This is a genomic window from Streptomyces griseorubiginosus, from assembly GCF_017614965.1.
GTDB classification, from domain to species: domain Bacteria; phylum Actinomycetota; class Actinomycetes; order Streptomycetales; family Streptomycetaceae; genus Streptomyces; species Streptomyces griseorubiginosus_B.
The window spans coordinates 1-19502 of record NZ_WVUG01000004.1 but is presented as its reverse complement, the minus strand read 5'-3'; the positions used below and the strand labels follow the sequence as shown (position 1 = coordinate 19502).

Below are 19502 nucleotides of genomic sequence, written 5' to 3'. Positions count from 1 at the left end.
CGCGATTCCCGGACGGAACGTCAGACGTTCGTCACGGGCATCCGGTACCGGCCGCGCAGCGGGCACCGGACGGACGAGGACACCAGGATCACCTCGAACCGCGAGCGGGGAACGACGACAGCGGTGCGGTACTGCACGGCCGGTCTCCCCTCGTCGCTGGTCCATGCGCGTCCCTGCGACGCGCGGTGCGTGGCGAGTGTAGGGAACCGGGACGCGGCCGGGCACCGGGTTTTTTCGCGTGGCCGAGCACGGCGATCACTCGTCCGGGTGACTTGGGAACTTCTTTACCGTGCGGGCGAGTTCATCTGTCGAACGGTTGGAACGGTTCGGCCGGTGAGCGAAGGAGAGACGTCCGGATGGTGTTCAAACGGCTGCTGGGGGCCCTCGGGGTGGGCGGCCCCTCGGTGGACACGGTGCTGGACGGCGGAGCCCTGGTGCCCGGCGGGGTGCTGTCCGGGCAGGTGCACTTCCAGGGCGGTGACTCGGCCGTGGAGATCGAGCACATCGCCGTCGAACTGGTCGCCCGGGTGGAGGCCGAGCACGAGGAGGGCGAGAGCGAGGGCTTCGTCGCCTTCGAGCGGTTCACGGTGGGCGGCGGGTTCCGGCTCGGCGAGCAGGAACGGCGCGGTGTGCCGTTCGCGGTCACGCTGCCGTGGGAGACACCGATCAGCGAGCTGTACGGCCAGCCGCTGGGCATCGTCCTCGGCGTGCGCACCGAGCTGGCGGTGGCCGGGGGTAGGGACAAGGGGGACCTCGACCCGCTGACCGTCCGCCCGCTGCCCGTGCAGGAGGCGGTCCTGGAGGCGTTGGGACAGCTGGGATTCGGGTTCCGGTCGGCCGATCTGGAGTACGGCCGCATCGGCGGTACGGGACAGCTGCTGCCCTTCTACCAGGAGATCGAGCTGACTCCCGCGCCGCAGTACGCGCACGCGGTGAACGAGATCGAGGTGACCTTCCTGGCCGGTCCCTCGGGTGTGGAGGTCGTCCTGGAGGCGGACAAGCGCGGTGGGTTCCTCTCCGCCGGACATGACGCCCTGACCCGCTTCAGCGTCGGTCACGAGGTGCCGGGGCGGGACTGGAACGCCGAGGTCGACGGCTGGATCCGCCAACTGCTCGACCACCGCTCCGCGTTCGGCACGGACTCGGCGTACGGGCACGCGGACGCGTATGACGGCGGCCACGAACACAGACACGGACACGGACACGGACACGGACACGGTCATGGCGACGGGTACGGGCACGGTCATGGCGACGGGTACGGGCACGGCTCCGGGCCGGGCGTCGGCACGGCGGTGGCCGCGGGCGCGGCGGGACTGGCGGTCGGGGTCGTCGGCGGCATGGTGGCGGGCGAAGTCGTCGACGAGATCGGGGACTTCTTCGAGGGAGACGACGAGGAGGAGGACTGAACGCGCTGGTCCGGGGGGCGCGTGAACATTCCGAGAACGGTCGGAACTTATCCCCCCGGCCGTAAGTTTCTACGTTGCTGTAGTAGCCGAAGAGGCACCGGGCGGACCGGGCCTCACCGAACGTCTGGAGTTCTCATGGCCCTGTGGGACCGCATCAAGGAATCCGCGTCGACGATGCAGACCCAGCTCGTGGCGAAGAAGAACGACCTGAAGAGCGGCGCCTTCCGCGACGCCAGCATGGCGATGTGCGCCCTGGTCGCCGCCGCCGACGGCACCATCGACCCGGCCGAGCGGCAGCGCGTGGCCCAGCTGATCGCCACCAACGAGGTCCTGCAGAACTTCCCCGCCGACGACCTGCGCCGCCGCTTCGAGGAGAACCTCGACAAGCTCACCGCGGACTTCGCCTTCGGCAAGGTCAGCGTGCTGCAGGAGATCGCCAAGGCGAAGAAGAAGCCCGCCGAGGCACGCGCCGTCATCCAGATCGGCATCGTCATCGGTGGCGCCGACGGCGACTTCGACAAGACCGAGCAGGCCGTCGTGCGGGAAGCCTGCTTCACCCTGGACCTGCCCCCGCACGAGTTCGACCTCTGATCCGGCCACGCGAGGGGCCCGGTCGGCGGCATCCCGCCGGGCCGGGCCCCGCCGGTTTGCAGTCGCCCTCTTTGCAGTAGTCCTCTTTACAGCCGCCCTCTTTACAGCCGCCTGACAGCCTGCTGGGAACTCGTGTCGGGTCATGCGCGTTGTCCTGATACCGACCGATCCATGAGGAGCCATCCCTTGTCCGCCACACCGACGGACTCCCCGGGGCTCAGTCCCGGACCATCCCGCCATACCGAGCCTGATCGCGGCACCCGGCGGGGTGGTGTTCGATGAGTGCCGCCAACGCCGTCCTGGGCCTGCTGGCCGTGTTCGTTCTGACCGCCGGGACCGGCTACTTCGTCGCCCAGGAGTTCGCCTACGTCTCGGCCGACCGCCTCGCCCTCGCCCGTGAGGCGGAGGCCGGTGACCGCGGTGCCGCCCGGGCGCTGAAGGTGCTGGAGCGGCTGTCGTTCATGCTCTCCGGTGCCCAGCTGGGCATCACCGTGACCGGTCTGGTCGTCGGTTTCATCGCCGAGCCGTCCGTGTCCGCGCTGATCAGGCCGGCCCTGTCCAGCGTCGGCGTACCGGACGCGGTGGTCACGGGCAGCTCCGTGGTGCTCGCCTTCGTGGGTGCCACGGTCGTACAGATGGTGCTCGGCGAGCTGGCCCCGAAGAACCTCGCGATCGCCGTGCCCGAGCGGCTGGCGAAGGCGCTGGCCTCCTCGACGCTGGCGTACCTGAAGGTCGTCGGTCCCGTGGTGCGCGTCTTCGACGAGGCGGCGAACCGACTGCTGCGCAAGGCCCACATCGAACCGGTCGAGGAGTTGCATCACGGCGCCACCCTTGAGGAGCTCGGCCATCTGATCGGCGAGTCGCACGAGCAGGGGCAGCTGCCCAAGGACACCGCCGCGCTGCTGGACCACGCCCTGGAGTTCTCCGAGCGCACCCTGGACGAGGTGATGGTGCCGCGCGCGGACGCCGTCTTCGTCCGCAGGGACGCGAGCGCCGCCGAGGCGGTGAGCCTGATCGCCCGGCACGGCCACTCCAACTACCCCGTACTCGGTGATCACCCCGACGACGTCGCCGGTGTCCTCGGCGTGCGCGAACTGATGCGGCTGCCCGCCGATCGGCCGGCCGGTACCACTGCGGACGCGCCCACCGCGGGCGCGCTCGCCCGGCGCCCACTGCTGCTGCCCGACACCCTTCCGCTGCCGGAGGCCGTGGAGCAGATGCGCCGGGCGGACGACGAGTTCGCCGTCGTCCTGGACGAGCACGGCGGGGTGGCGGGCATCGTGACCTACGAGGACATCGCCGAGGAACTGGTCGGCGACATCGCGGACGAGTCCGACACGGTCACCGCGCTCGCGGTGGCGGACGGCGACGGCTGGCTGGTCGACGCCGGACGGCGGCTCGACGAGGTGGCCGAGGCGACCGGCGTCGCGTTGCCCGAGGGGGACGACTTCGGCACCGTGGCCGGGCTGATCGTGGACCGGCTGGGCCGCTTCCCGGCGATCGGCGACCGGCTCACCGTGGAGCTGCCCGACTGCGGACGGGCCGTCCTCGAGGTACGGAGCCTGGACCGACACGTGCCGGAGCGGGTGCGGTTGGAACGGGGCCGTGAGGAGCCGGGCCGTGTGAAGCAGGGCCATGGGGAGCCGGGCCGTACAGAGCAGATCCGTGCGGAGCGGCAGGCTCCGGCCGATGTCGTCGGCGGACATGAGGAGGGGCAGGCATGAGTTTCCCGATGGCACTCTTCGTCACGGTCCTGCTGCTGCTCGGCAGCGGTTTCTTCGTCGCCGCCGAGTTCGCGCTGGTCGCCGCCAAGCGGCACCGTATGGAAAGGGCGGCGGCCGCGGGACAGCGCGGTGCGCAGGCGGCCCTGTCCGGCATGCGGGAGCTGTCGCTGATGCTGGCGGGCGCCCAGCTCGGCATCACCGTCTGCACCCTGGGTCTGGGCTCCGTCTCCAAGCCCGCGATCTCGCACGCCCTCGACCCGCTGCTGCACGGCCTGGGAATCCCCGGCGCGGTCAGCTACGGCATCGCGTTCGCCGTCGCCATGATCGTGGTGGTGTTCCTGCACATGGTGGTCGGCGAGATGGCTCCCAAGTCCTGGGCCATCGTCCACCCGGAGGACTCCGCGATGCTCCTGGCGCCGCCCTTCCGGGCGATGGTCAAGGCCGTACGTCCGCTGATCGTGCTGCTCAACACCGTCAGCAACGCGCTGGTACGGCTGTGCCGGGTCACTCCGCGTGAGGAGCTGGCCTCGGTTCACAACCGGGAGCAGCTCACCCATCTCGTGGTGGAGTCAGAGCGGCTGGGCCTGATCGGCAGGGCGGACTCCGAGCTGATCACGCGCTCGCTGACCGAGTCCGAGACACCGGTCGGCGACCTCCAGGTCCCCGCCGCGCGGATCACCTCGGTGGCCGGCACGGCCGATGTCGAGGAGGTGCTCCGGGTGGCGGCCGGCAGTGACCGCACCCGGCTGCTGGTCCTCGACGGCGACACGGTCCTCGGCTCCGTCCACGCCCGCGACGCCCTGGTGGCCCGCGCGCGGGGCCGGGCCGCGGACGCCCGTCACCTGGCCCGTCCGGTGCCCGAGCTGATCGTGGACACCACGGTCGCCGACGCGATCGACGTCCTGCGTGACCGTCGTGCCTCCCTGGCTGCGGTCCGCGACGAGAAGGGCGACCTGACCGGCATGGTCACCCTGGACGACCTGCTGTCCCGCTTCCTGCGGCAGCCGGCGCCCGCGGGGCCGGCCGACGCTCACGTCCGCGGCTGACCGGCGGGCCGTGAAACAGCTCGTGCGGGCCGAGACTGGGCTCGACCCGCACGAGGGAAACACGGTGAGTGTCCGAGGGGGGACTTGAACCCCCACGCCCGATAAAGGGCACTAGCACCTCAAGCTAGCGCGTCTGCCATTCCGCCACCCGGACCAGGTGTCTGCCGCTTGACCGGAGGTGTTCCCCGGGGCGACACGCACAACAATACCAAGGTTTCGGAGTGGCCTTCACCTGCATATCCGTCCCGTGGGCCGGGTGCCGTCCCCGGACGGGGACGCCCCCGGCCGCCGGTCACGGCATGAGGTGGTAGTCCGGGAAGTTCCCGGGCAGCCGCTCCCCCGCCGGCCCCTGTGTCACGGCGCGCACCAGAAGCTCACCGCCGACGAACGCCCCGCGCCAGGACGCCCCGAAGCCGCCGAAGAGCTCGTCCCGGTCGCCTCGGGAGCGCGGTTTTCCGTGGCCGACCTTGAACGCCCGGATCTGCGGCGCCAGCCGGTCGAACGTGGCCCGGTCGTCGGTGGAGAGGGTGGCCACCAGCGCCCCGTTGGAGGCGTTCATCGCGGCCAGCAGCTCCGCCTCCGTGTCGACCAGGACGATGGTGTCGACCGGACCGAACGGCTCCGCGTGGTGCAGCGGCGACGAGGGGGGCGGGTTCAGGAGGGTGACCGGCTGGACGTACGCCGAGGTGTCCTGGCCGGGCAGGAAGCGGGCGTCGGCCTCGCTGCCGCGGTGCAGCGGGACGGCGCCGCGGTCGATGGCCTCGGTGACCTGGTCACGCAGTTCCTTGGCCTTGGCGGCGTTGACGAGCGGGCCGAAGTCCAGCTCCGGGAAGGGGTCCTCGGGCCGCTCGACGGCGAGCGGGTGGCCGACCCTGAGCGTACGGACCGCGGGCAGGTACGCCGCCAGGAAGTCGTCGAACAGCTGCCGCTGGACGACGAAGCGCGGGTACGCCGTGCAGCGCTGCTTGCCGTAGTCGAAGAGCTTCGGGATCACGGCCGCGAGCGCGTCCCAGTCCGAGTGGTTCCAGATGCCCCAAGTGTTGAGTCCTTCCTGTTCGAGTACGTGCCGCTTGCCGAGGTCGGCGACGGCCGTGGCCACCGCCGCGCCGGTGTCGCGGCCGCCGACGAAGGAGACGCAGCCGATCTCGGGCGCCCGTACGAGCGCTTGGGACAGCTCGCCCCCGCTGCCGCTGACGAGGGTGACGGGAATCCCCTCGCGGGCGGCGAGCGCGCAGGCCAGCGTGAGACAGGCGAGGCCGCCGTCGGTCGGGGTCTTGGCGATCACCGCGTTGCCCGCCAGTGCCTGGACCAGCATGGCGTGAACGAGCACGCTCATCGGATAGTTCCAGCTCGCGATGTTGGACACCGGGCCGTCCAGTGGGGCCCGGCCGGCCAGCATCGGCTCGATGCCGTCGACGTACCAGCGCACGCCGTCGATCGCGCGGTCGACGTCGGCCTGCGCGAGCCGCCAGGGCTTGCCGATCTCCCAGACGAGCAGCAGGGCGAGCAGTTCGCGGTGTTCGGTGAGGGCGTCGAGGGTGGCCGCGACGCGGGCGCGGCGTTCGTCGAGGGGGACGTGGCGCCAGGCCCGGTGTTCGTCGAGCGCCGCGCGCACGGCCCGGTGGGCGGTGTCGCCGTCCAGGCGTGGCGGGCCGGCGATGGGGCTGCCGTCGACGGGGCTGGTGGCGGGCAGCGTCCGGCCGTCGGCCTGCCAGGTGGCGTTCCAGAGGTTGAGGACGCGGTCGTCCCGGAAGGCCTCGGGGGCCACGGCCAGGCAGCGTTGCCAGGCGTCGGTCCAGGACGTGCCTGCTTTGAGGGTGAGGGTGGTTGCCATCGGGTTGCTCCGCTCTCGGTGCACAGTCGGGGGCGGGGATACGTGGCTCAGCTCAACTATGAGGGACCGGGGGCCGGACTTCGAGGCGGGCGAGGACGAGTTTCGCCGTCTCGCTCGGTGTGCTTCCCACACCGACCCCGACCGCCTCCAGCGCCTCCTTCTTCGCCCGCGCGGTGCCGGAGGAGCCGGACACGATGGCTCCCGCGTGCCCCATCGTCCTGCCCTCGGGGGCGGTGAACCCGGCGATGTAGCCGACGACGGGCTTGGTGACGTGTTCACGGATGTACGCGGCCGCGCGTTCCTCCGCATCGCCGCCGATCTCGCCGATGAGCACGATGAGGTCGGTGTCGGGGTCGTCCTGGAAGGCGGCGAGGCAGTCGATGTGTGTCGTGCCCACCACCGGGTCGCCGCCGATGCCGACGCAGGTCGAGAAGCCGATGTCCCGCAGTTCGTACATGAGTTGGTAGGTCAGCGTGCCGGACTTGGAGACCAGGCCGATGCGGCCGGGTTTGGTGATGTCGGACGGGATGATGCCCGCGTTGGACTGGCCCGGCGTGATCAGGCCGGGGCAGTTGGGGCCGATGATCCGCGTGCCCTTCGACTTCGCGTACGCGGTGAAGGCGACGGAGTCGTGGACCGGGATGCCCTCCGTGATGACGACCGCGAGGCCGATGCCCGCGTCGGCGGCCTCGACGACGGCCGCTTTGGCGAAGGCCGGTGGGACGAACACGACGGTGACGTCGGCGCCGGTGGCGCGGATGCCCTCGGCGACGGAGCCGAAGACGGGGACGGCCCGCTCGTCGAAGTCGACGGTGCGGCCCGCCTTGCGGGGGTTGACGCCGCCGACGACGTTCGTGCCGGCGGCGAGCATGCGCCGGGTGTGCTTCATGCCCTCGCCGCCGGTCATGCCCTGGACGAGGACCTTGCTCTCCTTGGTGAGGTAGATGGCCATGTCGGGCTCCTTCAGCCGGCGGTGGCGAGTCGGGCGGCGCGACGCGCGGCGCCGTCCATGGTGGTTGCCTGCTGCACCAGAGGATGCGCGCGTTCGTCGAGGACGGCTCGGCCCCGGGTCGCGTTGTTGCCGTCGAGCCGCACGACCAGCGGCTTGGTCAACCGCACGCTGTCCAGGGCCTGTACGATCCCGTCGGCCACCGCGTCGCAGGCTGTGATGCCGCCGAAGACGTTGACGAGGACCGACCTCACGTCCGGGTCCGAGAGGATCACGGACAGGCCGTCGGCCATGATCCTCGCGGACGCGCCGCCGCCGATGTCGAGGAAGTTGGCGGGCCGGGCACCGCACCCGGCGACCACGTCGAGGGTCGACATGACGAGTCCCGCGCCGTTGCCGATGATGCCGACCTCGCCGTCGAGCTTGACGTAGTTGAGGCCCTTCCGGGCGGCTGCCGCCTCCAGCGCGTCGCCGGGCTCCATGTCCCCGGCGCCCCAACGGGTCTGCCGGAAGCGGGCGTTGTCGTCGAGGGTGACCTTGCCGTCGAGGGCGAGGATCTGCCCCCGCGTGGTGCGCACGAGCGGGTTCACCTCGACGAGGAGCGCGTCCTCGCGGACGAGCACCTCCCACAGCCGTACGAGGACGTCGACCGTCTGCGGCGGCAGCCCCGCCGCCTCGGCGATCTCGCTCGCCTTCGCCGAGGTGACACCCTCGGCCGGATCGACGGGAATGCGGGCGACGGCATCCGGGCGACTGGCCGCGACCTCCTCGATCTCCATGCCGCCCTCGGCGGAGGCGATGGCGAGGAAGCCGCCCGCCGCGCGGTCGAGGACGTACGAGACGTAGAACTCGCTGTCGATGTCCACGGGTTGGGCCAGCATCACCGTGCCGACGGTGTGGCCCTTGATGTCCATCCCGAGGATCTGACGTGCGGTCAGCTCGGCGGCGGCCGGGTCCGCGGCGAACTTCACCCCGCCCGCCTTGCCGCGCCCACCGGTCTTCACCTGCGCTTTGACCACCACTCGGCCACCGAGCCTGCGGGCGATCCCGCGTGCCTGTTTGGGCGAGTCGGTGACCTCGGCCCTCGGCACCACGATGCCGTGTTCCTCGAAGAGTTCCCTTGCCTGGTGCTCGAACAGGTCCATTCCGGCTCCTGACTCAAAAGTGCCGCACGCCCCCTGGACACCACCCACCGGATGCGGGATAACAAGGTTCATACAGTATTCGTCGACTGTATGCAATATACCGCGAGAGCGTTCCAACCCCCTACGAAGGGACAGGACTTCGCCATGCCCGACGACACCCAGGACGTGATTTCCGGCGGTCACCTCGTCGCCAAGGCGCTCAAGGCCGAGGGGGTCGACCGCATCTACACGTTGTGCGGCGGCCACATCATCGACATCTACGACGGTTGCGTCGACGAGGGCATCGAGGTCGTCGACGTCCGCCACGAGCAGGTCGCCGCCCACGCCGCCGACGGTTACGCCCGCATCACCGGCAGGCCCGGCTGCGCCGTCGTCACCGCCGGTCCGGGCACGACCGACGCCGTCACCGGTGTCGCCAACGCCTTCCGCGCGGAGTCCCCCATGCTGCTGATCGGCGGTCAGGGGGCCCTCACCCAGCACAAGATGGGGTCACTGCAGGACCTGCCGCACGTCGACATGATGACGCCGATCACCAAGTTCGCGGCGGCGGTGCCGGACACGGCCCGCGCGGCGGACATGGTGTCGATGGCGTTCCGCGAGTGCTACCACGGCGCACCCGGCCCCTCCTTCCTGGAGATCCCGCGCGACGTCCTCGACGCCAAGGTGCCGGTGTCGAAGGCACGGGTGCCGAAGGCCGGTGCCTACCGGGCCTCGACGCGCTCGGCCGGAGATCCCGAGGCGATCGAGAAGCTCGCGGACCTGCTGGTGCACGCCGAGAAGCCGGCCATCCTGCTGGGCAGCCAGGTGTGGACGACCCGCGGCACCGAGGCCGCCGTCGAGCTGGTACGGACCCTCAACATCCCGGCGTACATGAACGGCGCCGGCCGCGGCACCCTCCCGCCGGGCGACCCGCACCACTTCCAGCTCTCACGCCGCTACGCGTTCTCGGGCGCCGATGTCATCGTCATCGTGGGCACGCCCTTCGACTTCCGCATGGGCTACGGCAAGCGGCTCTCGCCGGACGCGACCGTCGTACAGATCGACCTCGACTACCGCACGGTCGGCAAGAACCGCGACATCGACCTCGGGATCGTCGGCGACGCAGGGCTGGTTCTGAAGTCGGTGGCCGAAGCGGCCTCGGGCCGCCTCAACGGCGGTGCCGCCAAACGCAAGGAATGGCTCGACGAGCTGCGCGCCGCCGAGCAGACCGCCCTCGAGAAGCGGCTGCCGAGCCTGAGGTCCGACGCCTCGCCGATCCACCCGTACCGCCTGGTCAGCGAGATCAACGACTTCCTCACCGAGGACTCGGTCTACATCGGCGACGGCGGCGACATCGTCACCTTCTCCGGGCAGGTCGTACAGCCCAAGTCACCGGGCCACTGGATGGATCCGGGGCCGCTGGGCACCCTCGGCGTCGGTGTCCCCTTCGTGCTCGCGGCCAAGCAGGCGCGGCCCGACAAGGAAGTGGTGGCCCTCTTCGGTGACGGCGCCTTCTCGCTCACCGGCTGGGACTTCGAGACCCTCGTCCGCTACGACCTCCCCTTCGTCGGCATCGTCGGCAACAACTCCTCGATGAACCAGATCCGTTACGGTCAGGCCCAGAAGTACGGCCTGGAGCGCGAGCGGGTCGGCAACACCCTCGGCGACGTCCACTACGACAAGTTCGCCCAGATGCTGGGCGGTCACGGCGAGGAGGTCCGCGACCCCGCCGACATCGGCCCCGCCCTGCGCCGCGCCCGCGAGTCGGGCAAGCCGTCGCTGATCAACGTCTGGGTCGACCCGGACGCGTACGCCCCCGGAACCATGAACCAGACGATGTACAAGTGAGGTGAACGCCCGTGACCACCAAGGCACTTGAGGGCATCCGCGTCCTCGACATGACCCATGTCCAGTCCGGGCCCTCCGCGACCCAGCTGCTGGCCTGGCTCGGCGCCGACGTCGTCAAGCTCGAGGCGCCGAGCGGTGACATCACCCGCAGGCAACTGCGCGATCTGCCGGACGTCGACTCCCTCTACTTCACGATGCTCAACTGCAACAAGCGGAGCATCACCCTCAACACCAAGACCGAGCGCGGCAAGGAGATCCTCACCGAGCTGATCCGGCGCTCGGACGTCATGGTCGAGAACTTCGGACCGGGCGCGGTCGACCGCATGGGCTTCACCTGGGACCGCGTCCAGGAGATCAATCCGCGGATCGTCTATGCCTCCATCAAGGGGTTCGGGGACGGCCCGTACACCAACTTCAAGGCGTACGAGGTCGTCGCGCAGGCCATGGGCGGGTCGATGTCGACCACCGGTTTCGAGGACGGGCCACCGCTGGCGACGGGGGCCCAGATCGGGGACTCGGGCACGGGCGTCCACGCCGTGGCGGGGATACTCGCGGCGCTGTTCCAGCGCGAGCACACCGGGCGCGGTCAGCGGGTGAACGTGGCCATGCAGCACGCTGTGCTCAACCTCTGCCGGGTGAAGCTGCGCGATCAGCAGCGCCTGGCCCACGGCCCGCTCGCTGAATATCCCAACGACGACTTCGGCACCGAAGTTCCCCGCTCGGGAAACGCCTCCGGCGGCGGTCAGCCCGGCTGGGCGGTCAAGTGCGCGCCGGGCGGCCCGAACGACTACGTCTACGTCATCGTGCAGCCCGTCGGGTGGCAGCCCATCAGCGAACTCATCGGCCGGCCGGAGCTGGCGGACGACCCCGAGTGGTCGACCCCTCAGGCCCGTCTGCCCAAGCTCAACAAGATGTTCCAGCTGATCGAGGAGTGGTCCTCGACGCTGCCCAAGTGGGAGGTGCTTCAGCGGCTCAACGCCCACAACATCCCGTGCGGGCCGATCCTGTCCACGAAGGAGATCATCGAGGACGACTCGCTGGTCGCCAACGAGATGGTGGTCACCGTCCCGCACCCCGAGCGCGGCGAGTTCACCACCGTGGGCAGCCCGCTGAAGCTGTCCGACTCCCCCGTCGAGGTGACCAGTTCACCGTTGCTCGGCGAGCACAACGAAGAGGTCTACGTCGGCGAGCTCGGCCTCGGCGACGAGGAACTGCGCCTGCTCAAGTCGAACGGAGTGATCTGACGTGATGGCGGAAGACCGGGAGCTGCGGGTGCGCTCGCTCCTCGACACCGTGCGCGCCGAGGGGCGGACCGCGCTGACCGCGCCCGAGGGCAAGGTGATCGCCGACGCGTACGGGATCGCCGTACCGGGCGAGGAACTGGCCACCGACGTGGACGAGGCGGTCGCCTACGCGGCGCGTTTCGGCGGGCCCGTGGTGATGAAGATCGTCTCGCCGGACATCCTCCACAAGACCGACGCCGGCGGTGTGGTCGTCGGCGTCGAGGGCGCCGCGGACGTACGGGCGGCGTTCCACGAGATCGTCGACAACGCGCGCGCGTACGACGCGAACGCGCGGATCGAGGGTGTGCAGGTCCAGGAGCTGCTGCCCGAGGGGCAGGAGGTCATCGTCGGCGCGGTGACGGATCCGACCTTCGGGAAGGTCGTCGCCTTCGGGCTCGGCGGCGTTCTCGTCGAGGTCCTGGGGGACGTCACGTTCAGGCTGGCGCCGGTGAGTGCCGACGAGGCGCTGTCCATGCTGGACTCGATCCGGTCCGCGGAGATCCTGCGCGGGGTGCGCGGTCGGGCGGGCGTGGACCGGTGGGCGGTCGCGGAGCAGATCCGGCGGGTGTCCCAACTGGTCGCGGACTTCCCGGAGATCGCGGAGGTCGACCTCAATCCCGTGATCGCGACTGAGGTGGGCGCGGTCGCCGCCGACATCCGGGTGATCCTCGCCGAGAAACAGCCGCCACCGCGCAGGAGGTACACGCGCGAGGAGATCCTCACCTCCATGCGCCGGCTGATGCAGCCGTCGTCGGTCGCCGTGATCGGCGCCTCCAACGAGCAGGGCAAGATCGGTCATTCGGTCATGCGCAACCTCGTCGACGGCGGCTTCGCCGGGGAGATCCATCCGGTGAACCCCAAGGCCGATGACATTCTGGGCCGCAAGGCGTACAAGAGTGTCACCGACGTTCCCGGTGAGGTGGATGTGGCGGTCTTCGCGATCCCCGCCAAGTTCGTGGCCTCGGCCCTGGAGGAGGTGGGACGCAAGAAGATCCCCAACGCCGTGCTGATCCCCTCCGGCTTCGCGGAGACCGGCGAGCACGAACTCCAGGCGGAGATCGTGTCGATCGCCGAGCGGCACGGCGTCCGCCTCCTCGGCCCCAACATCTACGGCTACTACTCGACCTGGCAGGACCTGTGCGCCACGTTCTGCACGCCGTACGACGTCAAGGGCGGGGTCGCGCTGACCTCCCAGTCCGGGGGCATCGGCATGGCCGTCCTGGGCTTCGCCCGCACCACGAAGACGGGTGTGTCGGCGATCGTGGGCCTCGGCAACAAGTCCGATCTGGACGAGGACGACCTGCTGACCTGGTTCGGCGAGGACCCGCACACCGAGTGCATCGCGATGCACCTGGAGGACCTCAAGGACGGCCGCGCCTTCGTGGAGGCCGCGCGGGCGACCGTACCGAGGAAGCCGGTCGTGGTCCTGAAGGCGGGCCGTACGGCGGCGGGCGCGAAGGCGGCCGGGTCGCACACCGGGGCCCTCGCGGGCGACGACGCCGTGTACGACGACATCCTGCGGCAGGCCGGCGTGATCAGGGCTCCAGGGCTGAACGACATGCTCGAATACGCGCGCGCGTTGCCGGTGCTTCCCACTCCCCGGGGCGACAACGTCGTGATCATCACCGGGGCCGGGGGCAGCGGTGTGCTGCTGTCCGACGCGGTGACCGACAACGGCCTGTCCCTGATGGAGATCCCGCCGGACCTGGACGAGGCCTTCCGGAGGTTCATCCCGCCGTTCGGCGCCGCGGGCAACCCGGTCGACATCACGGGCGGCGAACCGCCGTCGACGTACGAGGCGACGATCCGGCTCGGCCTGGAGGATCCACGCGTCCACGCGCTCGTCCTCGGCTACTGGCACACGATCGTCACTCCCCCGATGGTCTTCGCGGAGCTCACCGCGCGCGTGGTGGCCGAGTTCCGCGAGCGCGGGATCGTCAAGCCCGTGGTTGCCTCCCTCGCGGGTGACGTCGAGGTCGAGGAGGCCTGCCAGTACCTCTACGAGCGCGGGGTCGTGGCGTACCCGTACACGACCGAGAAGCCGGTGGCCGTGCTCGGGGCGAAGTACCGCTGGGCGCGGGCCGCGGGTTTGTTGGGGGGCGGTTCATGAGGTGACCCACGCGCGGGGCCGGCCGACAGTGCGGTCGGCCGGCCCCCGGGACCCGTGCGCACACGAAAGGCATTGGACAGGGGGCGCTGGCCAGAACTTTCGACGCAAGGGGCACTCAACGATGACAACGACCGACTGTACGGCGTCCGTCCCCTACAGGGAGGTGACGGACCGCAACGGTCGCGTCTACCGGATCGGCGAGACGGATGTCGATCTGATGGGGCGGACCCGCAGGTGGATGGTCGTCCTGCCCTGGGTGGGCATGATGGGCATCAGCTCCGCCGAGTACGCGTTCACCTCGGCGGAGGACACGCTCCACGAAGCGCATCTGTGGAGCAGCGGACACATCTTCTGGCTGATGGGCGTCTGGGTGTTCTTCCAGGCGGCCGTGGCCTTCCCCGCCGGACGACTGCGCGAGAGCGGCCGACTGCCCGCGCGTACGGCGATGATGATCGGCGCCGTCGGCACCATGCTCGGCTATCTGTCGCTGGCGTACGCGCCGAACGTGGCCGTCGCCTACGTCGGTTTCGGGATGTGCAGCGGCATCGGCGCCGGCCTGGTCTACGCGACCTGCGTGAACATGGTCGGCAAGTGGTATCCGGAGCGCAAGGGCGGCAAGACGGGCTTCGTCAACGGCGGTTTCGCCTACGGGTCCGTGCCCTTCGTCTTCCTGTTCACCTCCTACATGGACCTCGGCAACTACCGGACGGTGCTCGCCTGTGCGGGCATCGGACTGTGCCTGCTGGTGGCGTCGGCCGGCTGGTTCTTCAAGGACCCGCCGAAGAACTGGTGGCCGCCGCACGTGGACCCGCTGAGGCAGACCGACGACCCGAAGATCCGCCGGGCGCTGGAGAAGAACCCGCCGGCGGTCAAGCAGTACACCCCGAAGGAGGCCGCCCGTACGCCCGTCCTGTGGATGATGTGGTTCTGTCTGCTGTGCACGGCCGGCATCAATATCTTCGGCATCGCCTTCCAGGTGCCCTTCGGCAAGGACATGGGCTTCGCGGGCGGGATCGTGGCCACGGCGATGTCCCTGAAGGCCATCGTCAACGGCACCGGGCGCGGGGTCATCGGCTGGATCTCCGACCGCTGCGGCCGGCGCAACACGCTGGTCATCGTGTGCGTCGTGCTGGGCACCGCGCAGTTCGGCGTGCTGGTGTCCGGCCAGATGGGCAGTATGCCGTTCTTCCTGTTCTGCTCCATGGTCTCCGGCTTCGGCGGCGGGGCGATCTTCCCGCTGTTCGCTGCCATGACGGCCGACTACTTCGGTGAGAACAACAACGCCACCAACTATGGAATGGTCTACAGCTCGAAGCTGGTCTCCGGACTCGTGGGCTCCGGTCTGGGCGCCGTCGTCGTCGGTGAGTGGGACTACCACGGCGCGTTCGTCCTGGCCGGCTCCATCGGCCTGGCCTCCGCGGTACTGGCGCTCTTCCTCAAGGCCCCGGGCCGGCCCAGTGCCCGGCGCATCGTCCCCAACCCGCACCCGCTCGGCGAGGAGATGGCATAAGCATGACAGCAGATCCGCTCTCGGCCGACACGGCAGCCGCACACCGTCCCTACCGTGAGGTGACCGACTCCAACGGCCGCGTGTACCGCGTCGGCGAGACCGACCGGGACATCCTCGGCCACTCCCGCAAGCTCATGGTGTACCTCCCGTGGATCGCCATGATGGCCATCAGCGTCTCCGAGTACGCGTACGGCTCCGCGGAGGACACCCTGTCCCACGCGCACGGCTGGACGCAGTCCAACACCTTCTGGATCCTCAGCGTCTGGGTGTTCTTCCAGGCGGGCATCGCCTTCCCCGCGGGCTGGATGCGCGAGAAGGGCATCCTGACGGCGCGCAGGGCCATGTCCATCGGTTCCGGCATGTGCCTGGTCGGCTTCCTCGCCCTGTCGCACCTGAGCAACGTGTGGCTGGCCATCCTCGGCTTCGGCGTGGTGGGCGGCCTGGGCTCCGGCCTGGTCTACGCGACCTGCATCAACATGGTCGGCAAGTGGTTCCCCGAGCGCCGGGGTGCCCGGACCGGCTTCGTCAACGGCGGCTTCGCCTACGGGTCGCTGCCGTTCATCTTCATCTTCAACTACGCCTTCGACACCGGGAACTACCACCGTGTGCTGGACCTGATCGGCTGCTACGTCATGATCGTGGTCGCCGGATGCGCGATGTTCTTCAAGGACCCGCCGAAGAACTGGTGGCCCGCGGACATCGACCCGCTGACGTTCGCCGGAAACCGCAAGAACGCCGCGAGTCTGGCCAAGAACCCTCCGGCGGTACGGCAGTTCACGCCGAAGGAAGCCGTCAGGACGGGCATGCTGCCGCTGATGTGGGTGGCCATCGTGATGACCGCCGGTGTGTCGATCTTCGGGATCTCCTTCCAGGTCGACTACGCCAAGCAGGTCGGCTTCGGCCCGCTGGTCGCGGCGTCCTCCATGGGTGTCATGGCGGTCATCAACGGCATCGGCCGCGGTGTCGTGGGCTGGCTGTCCGACAAGTGGGGCCGCAAGTCGACCCTGGTGTTCGTGATCGTCGTACTGGGCCTCGCCCAGTTCGGGGTGATCCTGGCCGGTGAGATGAAGAGCGAGTGGCTGTTCCTGTTCTTCGCCTTCCTCTCCGGCTTCGGCGGCGGCGCCTTCTACCCGATGTTCGCGGCGCTGACCCCGGACTACTTCGGGGAGAACTACAACGCCACCAACTACGGCCTGGTCTACAGCGGCAAGCTGATCAGCGGCCTCTTCGGCGGCGGCCTCGGCTCCATGGTGGTCGCGGCCTGGGGCTACGACGGGGCGTACGCGCTGGCCGGCGGCGTCTCCATGGTGGCGGCGGCGATCGCCCTGCTGCTGCGGCAGCCGGGGCGCAGCGGCTCGGACGTGCTCACGGCCCAGGCGCAGCCGACGGGTTGACGGCACGCGCGCGTGAGGAGGCCCTCCCCGGGTGGGGAGGGCCTCCTCACGCCGGGCGTGCGGTTCAGCACTTCTCGCGCAGGGAGTGCAGGTACGCGCTGGAGCGGCGGGCGAAGGTGAAGGACTCGTCGGGCTGGTCGCGCTCGGTCTGCCAGTGGTGGGCCAGGCGCTCACCGCGGAGCCTGGTCACGGCGGAGATGAACCTCTGGTAGTCGATGTCGCCGTCGCCGACGTCCACCATGCGGTAGCCGAACTGGTTCGACGGATCGCTCACGCCGTCCTTGACGTGGAAGAGCGGGTAGCGGTGGGGCTGCCTGAGGACGTAGTCGAGGGGTTCGAACGGGGCAGGGCTGCCGTCGGGCCGCTTGGAGAACCGGAACTGGCCGGCGTAGGCCCAGAAGATGTCCATCTCCAGGAACACCAGGTCGGGGTCGGTCTCCGCGAGGAGCACGTCGTAAAGGCGGATCTTGGGGTTGTCGGTGGCGAAGGAGAACTCGTCGGAGTGGTTGTGCTGGTAGAACTTCATGCCGCGCGCCTTCGCCGCCGCGCCGTAGGTGTTGAACTCCTCCGCGGCGCGCTTCCAGGCGTCGACGGTCGAGCCGTAGCGGAACGGTCCGGAGGCGGTGCCGATGTGCTTGAGGCCGAGTGCCTCGGCGTCGTCCAGGACCTTGGTGAGGTTCTGGGCGAAGGTGTAGGCGTTCGGGTCGTCGGAGTAGTAGCCGACGTGGCTGCCGATCGGGGTCAGACCGTGGTTCCGGGCCAGCCGCCGGAGTTGGGCGAGCGTGATGGGTCCGGCCGAGCCCTGCGTGTATCCGGCGAACTCGACCTCGTCGTACCCGTACTTCTCCAGTTCGGCGAAGACGGGCGCGAAGCCGAGCGTGGAGACCTTGTCGCGCAGGCTGTACAGCTGGATGCCGAGCCGGCCGGGCGGGAGGACGGGACGGCCACGGCCCGCGGAGGCGGACTCGGCGGCCGTCGCCGTGGACGCGGCGCCGAGCAGGGCCGCCGCGGTGGCGCCGGCGGCCACGCCGAGCATGCCTCTTCTGGTCAGGCGGTGGGTGAGTTCGGGATCGGTCTGGGGGATGCGGCTCATGCCTGGAACTCCTCGGTGTCGGAGGGCGTTGTCAGTGGTGAGTGCTTCACTGGGGACCAGTCGGAACGGACGGGTCCTGCGGGGCCGGTCGGTCCAGACCGGCGAGGTGGAGCAGGAGTGACTTCACGTCGGTGGCCGCGAGGCGGTCGCCGACGGCGCGGGGGGTGGAGCAGATGAGGAGCGGACCGTCGTCGTCGCTCGTGGGAAGGCGGCCGTGGCTGCCGCGAATAGGTGACGGGTCGAGGGGCACGACCGCCATGCGGTAGCGCATGCCGAGTTTCTTGCGCGCGAGCGCGGTCGCGGCCTTGACCCTGACATAGGGGTCGAGTGGGTCCATGAACAACTCGGCCGGGTCGTAGCCGGGTTTGCGGTGGATGTCGACGAGTCGCGCGAAGTCGGGCGCGCGGGCGTCGTCGAGCCAGTAGTAGTACGTGAACCAGGCGTCCGGTTCCGCGACGGCGACGAGTTCGCCGGAGCGCGGATGGTCGAGATGATGGGTCTTCTTGCCCTGGTCGTCGAGGAGTCGGTCGATGCCGGGCAGGTCTGCGAGGGCTTGCCGGGTGGTGTCGAGGTCCTCGGGGCGGCGCACGTAGACGTGGGCGATCTGGTGGTCGGCGACCGCGAAGGCACGGGATGCCATCGGGTCCAGGTACTCCATGCCGTCCTGGGTGTGGACTTCCAGCAGGCCGGCGCGGCGCAGGACGCGGTTGATGTCCACGGGCCGGTCGGCGCGGGTGATGGCGTACTCGGACAGGGCGACGACGATGCGGCCCTCGGCGGCGGCGTCGTCCAGGAGCGGGGCCAGGGCGGTGTCCAGGTCGGTGGCCGCCTTGCGGGAGCGCGGGTCGTCGGGGCCGAAGCGTTGCAGGTCGTAGTCGAGGTGAGGGAGGTAGCACAGGGCCAGGTCGGGGTGGCGGGTGCGCAGGATGTGGCGGGTCGCGTCGATGATCCACTGGCTGGAGACCAGGTCGGCGCCGGGCCCCCAGAAGTGGAAGAGGGGGAAGGTGCCGAGTTTCTCAGTGAGTTCGTCGTGCAGGGCCGGGGGCCGGGTGTAGCAGTCGGGTTCCTTGCGGCCGTCGGCGTAGTAGACCGGACGGGGAGTGAGGGTGATGTCGGTGTCGGCGCCCATGGCGTACCACCAGCAGATATTGGCGACCGTGTAGCCGGGGTGGGCGCGGCGGGCGGCGTCCCAGAGTTTGTCCCCAGCGACCAGGCTGTTGTGCTGGCGCCACAGCAGGACGTCGCCGAGTTCGCGGAAGTACCAGCCGTTGCCGACGATGCCGTGCTCGGACGGGTGGGTGCCGGTGAGGAAGGTGGACTGGGCGGCGCAGGTCACTGCGGGCAGGACGGTGCCGAGCGGGGCGCGGGAGCCGGACTGGGCGAGCTTCTTGAGGTGGGGCATGTGGTCGAGGAGTCGGGGGGTGAGGCCCACGACGTCCAGGACGAGGAGGGGGGTGGGGCTGGTCGCTGCCCGGTGGGTGCTCATGGCAGCTCCTTGAGGCCGAGGCCGGTCAGCAGGTCGCGGGCGAGGGCGAGTTCGGCGGCGATGCCGTCGGCGAGTCGGGGGCGGCCGCGGGGCCGGAGTCCGGG

At 70.0% G+C, this 19502-nt stretch carries 14 protein-coding genes and 1 tRNA gene; 9 read left to right on the top strand and 6 right to left on the bottom strand.

All coding sequences use genetic code 11. From position 1 onward, the window contains the following. Positions 1-356 precede the first annotated feature (356 nt). The 4 genes from GRC12_RS01495 (at position 357) to GRC12_RS01480 (ending at position 4767) form a co-directional block, all read left to right on the top strand. Positions 357-1406, top strand: a complete 1050-nt coding sequence (locus GRC12_RS01495; protein ID WP_208776773.1) for a sporulation protein — start codon at positions 357-359, stop codon at positions 1404-1406. 135 nt (positions 1407-1541) lie between these two features. Further along, positions 1542-1997 carry a tellurite resistance TerB family protein gene (locus GRC12_RS01490; RefSeq protein WP_133041939.1) on the top strand — a complete coding sequence of 152 codons (456 nt, stop codon included), beginning with the start codon at positions 1542-1544 and terminating at the stop codon, positions 1995-1997. 278 nt (positions 1998-2275) lie between these two features. Then, on the top strand, positions 2276-3721 hold the full coding sequence (locus GRC12_RS01485; protein ID WP_208776772.1) for a hemolysin family protein: 1446 nt from the start codon (positions 2276-2278) through the stop codon (positions 3719-3721). After that, positions 3718-4767, top strand: coding sequence for a hemolysin family protein (locus tag GRC12_RS01480; RefSeq protein ID WP_208776771.1), 1050 nt, complete (start codon positions 3718-3720; stop codon positions 4765-4767). The genes GRC12_RS01485 and GRC12_RS01480 overlap by 4 nt, the downstream gene beginning before the upstream one ends. A 69-nt stretch (positions 4768-4836) precedes the next feature. On the opposite strand, the gene GRC12_RS01475 is transcribed toward GRC12_RS01480, so the two are convergent. From GRC12_RS01475 to sucC, 4 genes are all read right to left on the bottom strand, one after another. Beyond that, positions 4837-4921, bottom strand: a tRNA-Leu gene (locus GRC12_RS01475). 138 nt (positions 4922-5059) lie between these two features. Continuing rightward, entirely contained in the window at positions 5060-6601 is a 1542-nt protein-coding gene (locus GRC12_RS01470) for an aldehyde dehydrogenase family protein (protein WP_208776770.1), read from the bottom strand. A gap of 52 nt (positions 6602-6653) precedes the next feature. Beyond that, positions 6654-7553: a succinate--CoA ligase subunit alpha gene (gene sucD / locus GRC12_RS01465; RefSeq protein WP_208776769.1), complete on the bottom strand. Its 900-nt coding sequence runs from the start codon at positions 7551-7553 to the stop codon at positions 6654-6656. Between the two features lie 11 nt (positions 7554-7564). Further along, complete coding sequence (sucC, locus tag GRC12_RS01460; protein WP_208776768.1) at positions 7565-8695, bottom strand: ADP-forming succinate--CoA ligase subunit beta; 1131 nt, start codon at positions 8693-8695, stop codon at positions 7565-7567. Between the two features lie 144 nt (positions 8696-8839). Between sucC and GRC12_RS01455 the strand changes: the two genes are divergently transcribed. From GRC12_RS01455 to GRC12_RS01435, 5 genes are all read left to right on the top strand, one after another. After that, on the top strand, positions 8840-10522 hold the full coding sequence (locus GRC12_RS01455; RefSeq protein WP_208776767.1) for a thiamine pyrophosphate-binding protein: 1683 nt from the start codon (positions 8840-8842) through the stop codon (positions 10520-10522). Between the two features lie 11 nt (positions 10523-10533). Next, positions 10534-11766, top strand: coding sequence for a formyl-CoA transferase (gene frc, locus GRC12_RS01450; protein ID WP_208776766.1), 1233 nt, complete (start codon positions 10534-10536; stop codon positions 11764-11766). A gap of 4 nt (positions 11767-11770) precedes the next feature. Next, positions 11771-13915: an acetate--CoA ligase family protein gene (locus GRC12_RS01445; RefSeq protein ID WP_208776813.1), complete on the top strand. Its 2145-nt coding sequence runs from the start codon at positions 11771-11773 to the stop codon at positions 13913-13915. Positions 13916-14036: 121 nt separating this feature from the next. Then, positions 14037-15425, top strand: coding sequence for an OFA family MFS transporter (locus GRC12_RS01440; protein ID WP_208776765.1), 1389 nt, complete (start codon positions 14037-14039; stop codon positions 15423-15425). Positions 15426-15427: 2 nt separating this feature from the next. Continuing rightward, the gene (locus GRC12_RS01435) at positions 15428-16819 is read left to right on the top strand and encodes an OFA family MFS transporter (RefSeq protein WP_208776764.1); all 1392 of its coding nucleotides are present in this window, start codon (positions 15428-15430) and stop codon (positions 16817-16819) included. 64 nt (positions 16820-16883) lie between these two features. On the opposite strand, the gene GRC12_RS01430 is transcribed toward GRC12_RS01435, so the two are convergent. Together GRC12_RS01430 and GRC12_RS01425 are read right to left on the bottom strand one after the other, a co-directional pair. Continuing rightward, on the bottom strand, positions 16884-17912 hold the full coding sequence (locus GRC12_RS01430; RefSeq protein ID WP_208776763.1) for a sugar phosphate isomerase/epimerase family protein: 1029 nt from the start codon (positions 17910-17912) through the stop codon (positions 16884-16886). Between the two features lie 46 nt (positions 17913-17958). Then, the gene (locus GRC12_RS01425) at positions 17959-19398 is read right to left on the bottom strand and encodes a nucleotide pyrophosphatase/phosphodiesterase family protein (protein WP_208776762.1); all 1440 of its coding nucleotides are present in this window, start codon (positions 19396-19398) and stop codon (positions 17959-17961) included. Positions 19399-19502: the final 104 nt, after the last annotated feature.

What these genes read in the sequence shown, in the direction of transcription:
- GRC12_RS01495 (WP_208776773.1), top strand. Translation starts at nt 357, where the DNA reads ATGGTGTTCAAACGGCTGCTGGGGGCCCTCGGGGTGGGCGGCCCCTCG.
- GRC12_RS01490 (WP_133041939.1), top strand. Translation starts at nt 1,542, where the DNA reads ATGGCCCTGTGGGACCGCATCAAGGAATCCGCGTCGACGATGCAGACC.
- GRC12_RS01485 (WP_208776772.1), top strand. Translation starts at nt 2,276, where the DNA reads ATGAGTGCCGCCAACGCCGTCCTGGGCCTGCTGGCCGTGTTCGTTCTG.
- GRC12_RS01480 (WP_208776771.1), top strand. Translation starts at nt 3,718, where the DNA reads ATGAGTTTCCCGATGGCACTCTTCGTCACGGTCCTGCTGCTGCTCGGC.
- GRC12_RS01470 (WP_208776770.1), bottom strand. Translation starts at nt 6,601, where the DNA reads ATGGCAACCACCCTCACCCTCAAAGCAGGCACGTCCTGGACCGACGCC.
- sucD (WP_208776769.1), bottom strand. Translation starts at nt 7,553, where the DNA reads ATGGCCATCTACCTCACCAAGGAGAGCAAGGTCCTCGTCCAGGGCATG.
- sucC (WP_208776768.1), bottom strand. Translation starts at nt 8,695, where the DNA reads ATGGACCTGTTCGAGCACCAGGCAAGGGAACTCTTCGAGGAACACGGC.
- GRC12_RS01455 (WP_208776767.1), top strand. Translation starts at nt 8,840, where the DNA reads ATGCCCGACGACACCCAGGACGTGATTTCCGGCGGTCACCTCGTCGCC.
- GRC12_RS01445 (WP_208776813.1), top strand. Translation starts at nt 11,771, where the DNA reads ATGGCGGAAGACCGGGAGCTGCGGGTGCGCTCGCTCCTCGACACCGTG.
- GRC12_RS01440 (WP_208776765.1), top strand. Translation starts at nt 14,037, where the DNA reads ATGACAACGACCGACTGTACGGCGTCCGTCCCCTACAGGGAGGTGACG.
- GRC12_RS01435 (WP_208776764.1), top strand. Translation starts at nt 15,428, where the DNA reads ATGACAGCAGATCCGCTCTCGGCCGACACGGCAGCCGCACACCGTCCC.
- GRC12_RS01430 (WP_208776763.1), bottom strand. Translation starts at nt 17,912, where the DNA reads ATGAGCCGCATCCCCCAGACCGATCCCGAACTCACCCACCGCCTGACC.
- GRC12_RS01425 (WP_208776762.1), bottom strand. Translation starts at nt 19,398, where the DNA reads ATGAGCACCCACCGGGCAGCGACCAGCCCCACCCCCCTCCTCGTCCTG.